The following is a 5,401-nucleotide window of genomic DNA, read 5'->3' as shown; positions in this document are numbered from 1 at the left end:
AGTGTACAACGCTCACTAAATATAATATATGATTTATAAAAATCTTCCTTATTAATCCCCAATGTATCTTTCAAAGCACTAATATGTCCTTTATTCTGCCATATTGGATTATAAAATTTATTTTTCTGTTTGTTTTGAAGTGATTGAGTCCAGTTCTTATTTTTTTCATCACCAAAAATCCACCCACTATAATTCTTTGACTCAAACACATAAATACCCGTTTCTGAAAGCATTATTAAATCAACCTCTGTTGTTGAACCATCTGCCTTTGGTAAATATATATTTGTCATAAGTTTATTCTGCTTACCCAACTTTTCTAGATATGAAAAAGTCAAAAATTCACCATAATTTCCTTTATCAAATACTGTTTTAAAAAAACTATTTCCACTAGCAATTTTGTACTTTGATCCCCTATATCTACTGTATTTTGGTAAAATAATTATTCCTACTGCCACTAAAAAATAAAATATTAATATTTCCAACTAGTATCACCCCTAATTTGCATTTTTTTAAAATTCTCTGATTCTATGTAAAAAAAAACTTATTTTTTCTCTAATTTTTATGCTTATACTAAAAACTAGATGTATCAACTAGTTTTATACATCTCTACACTTCTAGAAGTTTTGGAATTTAATAAATTTATAGTTGAAGTTGTTTGTCTATAGTTTCAATTCATTTCCTAACTCAAATACATTATTATCCTTTATTTTATCATAATTTGTATTTTTATCTTGTCGAAAGCTGTAGTAAAATACAAATTATTTTCAAGCTTTTTTCCATACTTTTTTGATTAAACTAAAAAAACTGCCATCACGGGCAGTTTCATTGATTAAAAGCTCTTTTCCACTCCTGTTAAACTAATATAATCTGAAGCATATTCCCTTGCTCGCTAAAAGAAAAGAATTTTAAGCTAAAATGTTATATAATAAAGAAAAAAGATTTTTCTTACAAAGGAGAATATAAAATGGCTACATACAATATTGATAATAAAAAAACAAGAATTTTTCTAGAGGACTTCAACACATTTACCCATTATCTAAATAACAAAGTAGTTACTATAGGTAAATCCACCAAAAATATTTCATCTAAATTCTTGTATGAAATGAATGGGCTCATGCATGTAAAACAGCAGAATATAACAGAAAAAAGTAAACAATCTTCATATCCTATGCTTCATCTTTTTTGTAAATTAGCAGTTGAAGGTAATCTTTTTAAGGAAGAAAGCATAAAAGGAAGCAAATTAGCTTTAAAATCAACAGATAGATTAAAGACATTTAATGAATTTAATGACATTGAGAAATACATGTTTCTATTGGAAACATTTTGGATAGATTGTGATATGAGAAAAACACAATGCATTCTTTATGATTATATGGATGTATCAATTGTTACTAGAAATGTAGAATATTTATCAACGCAAAAATCAAATGAGGATATCTTTACTAATAATTTACCTTATTTAAGTAGTTCAACACTATTATGTTTCACATATTTTGGATTAATGACCATTGAAGCTAATATGGATGAGATGATTAAAGATGCAAGAAGATTTATCCCCAGCAAAATAGTAATAAATGATTTAGGTTTAAAAATATTCAAAATACTCAATAAAAAGAGAAATTTAGAACTATGGAATATTCCTCATAGAAAGAATTACGGGGAATGGAAAGTTAATTTTGATGAAGCCTTTATTCATGTTTTCAAAAGTTTATTTAAAAAGGGTGAGTTAGAACAAACTTTTTCTAGGAATAAAGAAGAATTTAAAGATGGTACATATACCTTTAAGGTATCATTAGATAAAAATACTTGGGCTAAAATAAAAATATCTGCACATCATGATCTTGATTATTTACATGAATGTATACAAGATGCATTTGAATTTGATAATGATCATATGTATTCATTTTTTATGGATGGAAAAGCTTGGTCAAATAATAAGTTTACGTGTCCAATGGATTACGAAGGACCTTGGGCTAATGATGTTAATTTAGGTGAGCTAAACTTATTTAAGAAACAAAAGTTTTTATACCTTTTTGACTATGGCGATGAGTGGTGGTTTACTGTTGAGGTTTTTGATATTGAAGATAGCAATACTAGATTATTAATACCTGAAATTATTGAATTTAAAGGTGAGCCACCTGAACAATATCCAGACTTTGATGATGAATGTTAATAACAATAAAAAAAGCAGAGCAGCTAACTGCTCTTTTTTAAATATAATTTAGATATATAAGTAACAAAAACTATTCCAGTTTTTCTTGCTATTTGGAAATATAGTGGACAAATCAACCATTGCTTACTTTCAACTCTATAAATGCTTCTTTATAATTAACTAATATATGAGAGTTTCAATCATATTTATGTTTTATAACACTTAAAACAAAACTTATCAAATAAGTTATTATGGAAAGTATTACAGCCACCATTAGAATACCCGTTACTAAAATATTATATCTTATCAAGTTAATACCCAATATATACTTTGATAAATCTAAAATATTTAGTATAAATAAAATTATAAATACAAGCCCTAACCCTCTTGATGCTCCCCTAATATCTGCTGAACTTAAAGATATGTGAGATGATATACATATAGCTACAAATATAAATATATAAAAATATGGATTTTTAAAATTTTGTAGAGAAAAAATCACCTTTAAAAGTCCTATATAGGAATTAATCATTGCTTCAATTGTACTTTTATTTAATACCGTAACCTTGAAGCTTTTAACTAATATACTGATAAAATCTGCATAAGCTTGTGGTATTATAATCCTCATTAAAGCTATTATAGAAAAAATCCCTCCAAAGATAGGTGCTATACCTATAAAAAAATTTCCTATCTGCTGATAAATACTACCTTGCTTATAGCTGTGTTGTACATATCCCATCACCCCATTTTCATCTGGTTTTTGAAATAATTTAATTTTTTTAATCTTATGCCCAAATATTAAAGCAAAAATAGCATGGCTCACTTCATGTATTGGGACACCAATAACCCCTGTTATCATTAAAGCTTTACTTCCAAAACTTCTTTGAAAGTTTCTAATAGCACTATTTCTTAATACTCCAAGAAATAATCCTATTAGAATAATCATTCCAGCTAGATATACTGTCTCTAAACAAGTTCTAATTAGTAATTCAATTACAAATATCATTATATATTTCACCCCTACGTTGTAATCTACGTAGCCTTTTTTCAAGTTGCTTTACAACTCTTATTTTATTAATATTTTTAAAAATCATTCCATTGGAACATATAGCTATGAGCGACAAAAACTGTTCCAGTTTTTGTAAGGGGTCAGGTACTTTACAAAAATTGTAAATGGAATGAACAATTTTTGTTGATCTTGAACTTATCATTTAAAGCTTGTTTACTAATTTTCGTATGAGTTTTCAATGCTGCCAAGGCTAATAATTTAGTTGTAGAAAGATATTTAGTTTATTTATTTGATAATCTATTGCAAATAGACAAATTCCATATCGAGGCTCTAGAGAATCTTATGCCTTGGTCTAATAAGATCCCTGAAAATATGAAAATTAACGATAAGCAATAATTTAATCCCAGTAAAGTATTTTACCTTATTGGGATATCTTAATACTTTTTCATAGATTTTTAAATGCGCTATAATTTTGACGCTTACGATTCACATTAGGAATCTGGGAGTCCTTTTGAAGTCCACTTCTTATAAATCTAAATATATAACTTCTCTTTAACATTGAATGATTGACCCTTTAAATTATATTTCAGGAATTTATACAGAATATAATTTTCCTTATCTGTTTCATGTGTTGATAAAATTATTTGCTTGTCTGAAAAATCATTCCTCATCACTTCAATAAGTGATGCAATATTAACATCATCCATAGTTTGCACCGGATCATCTATTAGAATAAATCCTAAGTCATCTGAGGACTTTGTTATGTATTGCTTATTCATAGAAAATAAGAATGCTAAAACGAACCCTGATAACTGTCCAGAACTAAAGGTATTTAATATGTCATGTTTTGCTTCTCCACTTGACACAAAACGCATTTCATCTTTACTGACAAATACACCTAATCCATTTTGATAATCCTGTAATATCTTTCCTGTATATATAAGTAATGGTACTCTTAGTTTTTTCAGTATCCTGTTCTTATACTCATCAATAGAGCTTTGATATAAAACTCTCAAGCCATCTATTTTCTTACGTGCAGCTTCCAATTTCTTTAATTTCAGAATGTCTTTTTTAATCTCATCTTTCATTGAAAGAAAAGATTCATTTATTTACAATGATTGTAAATACTTCAAGTATTTTATTTTTTGTTCAATCATCTTTTCATCTAATAACTTTGGTTGTTCTAACACAAAGAAATCCCTGTAAACTTTATCCGTATTCGCAAAGTTGTACTTATTCATATCACTTATGAAATCAAGATTTGTATACTTTTTTAAACTTTGAAGTAATACTTCTTGTACTTCATTTTTTTCAATTTTACCATCTTTCCACAATTCACAATCAACTAATAGTCTACAAATGTACTCTGTCTGTTTTACTCTTCTTTCATCAGAGATAAACTGCTTAAATGACGTAGACAATCGTAACAACTCTTCAATTCTACTTTCATCAATATTTTCTACTACCCTTGAAACTCTTTTCATATCATCATTCATCAATTCTTTTAGAATAGTAAGTAGTTCTCCCATTTTCAATGAATCTTGATTTTTTTCTCCGTGTAGTGTATTTGTTAAAGTATTATAGGCTTCTTCTAAATCATCCAAATTATCGTATGGATGATTACAATATGGACAATTAGTAGCGTCCTTATCATATTTCTTTCTAACCCCATCTAACTTAGATCTTGAATCACTTAAATCATCAAGTAACTTTTGTCGATTAGATAACGATTTACGTGCTTCAGCAATTGTGTTCACAAGCTTTTCTAACGCTTCGATATCTACAGAAATCAGTTTGTTATTAATGCTCTTTAATTTCACAATGTCTTCTTTTTTAAAAGATGCTATCTCTAAATCGTTTCTAAAGAATCCAGAAGCATTATGAGCTACAAAAACTATTCCAGTTTTTGTAAGGGGTCAGGCACCATGTCCGTAAAGTTTAGAATATTTAAAAAATATAGAATATTAAATAATATTTATTATTTTCTTCAAATGCTATACTTATCATTTATGTGAAAAATATTACATTAAAATTAGTTAGAACTATCCTTAAATATAATACCTGAATATGGTAATATATCCATTTAGATTATTGATTGTTTAATATTTTAAGCTACAGCTTTTTTTTCCATGAATGTTTCAAGTATAGCTTCTATGATGTCAAGAGATGTTTTTTTACTTTTTTTTCTTGATTTTATACCATTTTTTAGAAATATTTCATTTATTAACTGAAATAAATTT

5 protein-coding genes are annotated in these 5,401 nt (G+C 27.2%); 1 reads left to right on the top strand and 4 read right to left on the bottom strand.

Going from position 1 to position 5,401, the window contains the following annotated elements; all coding sequences use genetic code 11:
- The coding region (locus BUB83_RS20650) for a nuclease-related domain-containing protein (RefSeq protein WP_143160620.1) at positions 1-482 on the bottom strand (482 nt) is incomplete at its 3' end.
- Between the two features lie 482 nt (positions 483-964).
- On the opposite strand from BUB83_RS20650, the gene BUB83_RS20645 reads away from it, so the two are divergent.
- A complete protein-coding gene (locus BUB83_RS20645) occupies positions 965-2,173 on the top strand; it encodes an IS1096 element passenger TnpR family protein (RefSeq protein ID WP_073340979.1) in 1,209 nt (402 codons plus the stop codon).
- Between the two features lie 175 nt (positions 2,174-2,348).
- Here BUB83_RS20645 and BUB83_RS20640 read toward each other — a convergent pair whose 3' ends face one another.
- The 3 genes from BUB83_RS20640 to BUB83_RS20630 all read right to left on the bottom strand — a co-directional run bounded on the left by BUB83_RS20640 (position 2,349) and on the right by BUB83_RS20630 (position 4,981).
- Positions 2,349-3,158, bottom strand: a complete 810-nt coding sequence (locus BUB83_RS20640; RefSeq protein ID WP_073340978.1) for a M50 family metallopeptidase — start codon at positions 3,156-3,158, stop codon at positions 2,349-2,351.
- A gap of 536 nt (positions 3,159-3,694) precedes the next feature.
- Complete coding sequence (locus BUB83_RS20635; protein WP_143160619.1) at positions 3,695-4,207, bottom strand: hypothetical protein; 513 nt, start codon at positions 4,205-4,207, stop codon at positions 3,695-3,697.
- Positions 4,208-4,270: 63 nt separating this feature from the next.
- Positions 4,271-4,981, bottom strand: a complete 711-nt coding sequence (locus tag BUB83_RS20630; RefSeq protein ID WP_073340976.1) for a hypothetical protein — start codon at positions 4,979-4,981, stop codon at positions 4,271-4,273.
- Between the last annotated feature and the right edge of the window lie 420 nt (positions 4,982-5,401).

It is taken from the genome of Clostridium grantii DSM 8605 (assembly GCF_900129965.1).
Lineage (GTDB): Bacteria > Bacillota > Clostridia > Clostridiales > Clostridiaceae > Clostridium_AF > Clostridium_AF grantii.
Note: the sequence above shows the minus strand (reverse complement) of the source record. Positions and strands in the feature narration are given on the sequence as shown.

Excerpts from the sequence above, each read along its gene's own strand:
- BUB83_RS20645 (WP_073340979.1), top strand. The coding sequence starts at position 965 with ATGGCTACATACAATATTGATAATAAAAAAACAAGAATTTTTCTAGAG.
- BUB83_RS20640 (WP_073340978.1), bottom strand. The coding sequence starts at position 3,158 with ATGATATTTGTAATTGAATTACTAATTAGAACTTGTTTAGAGACAGTA.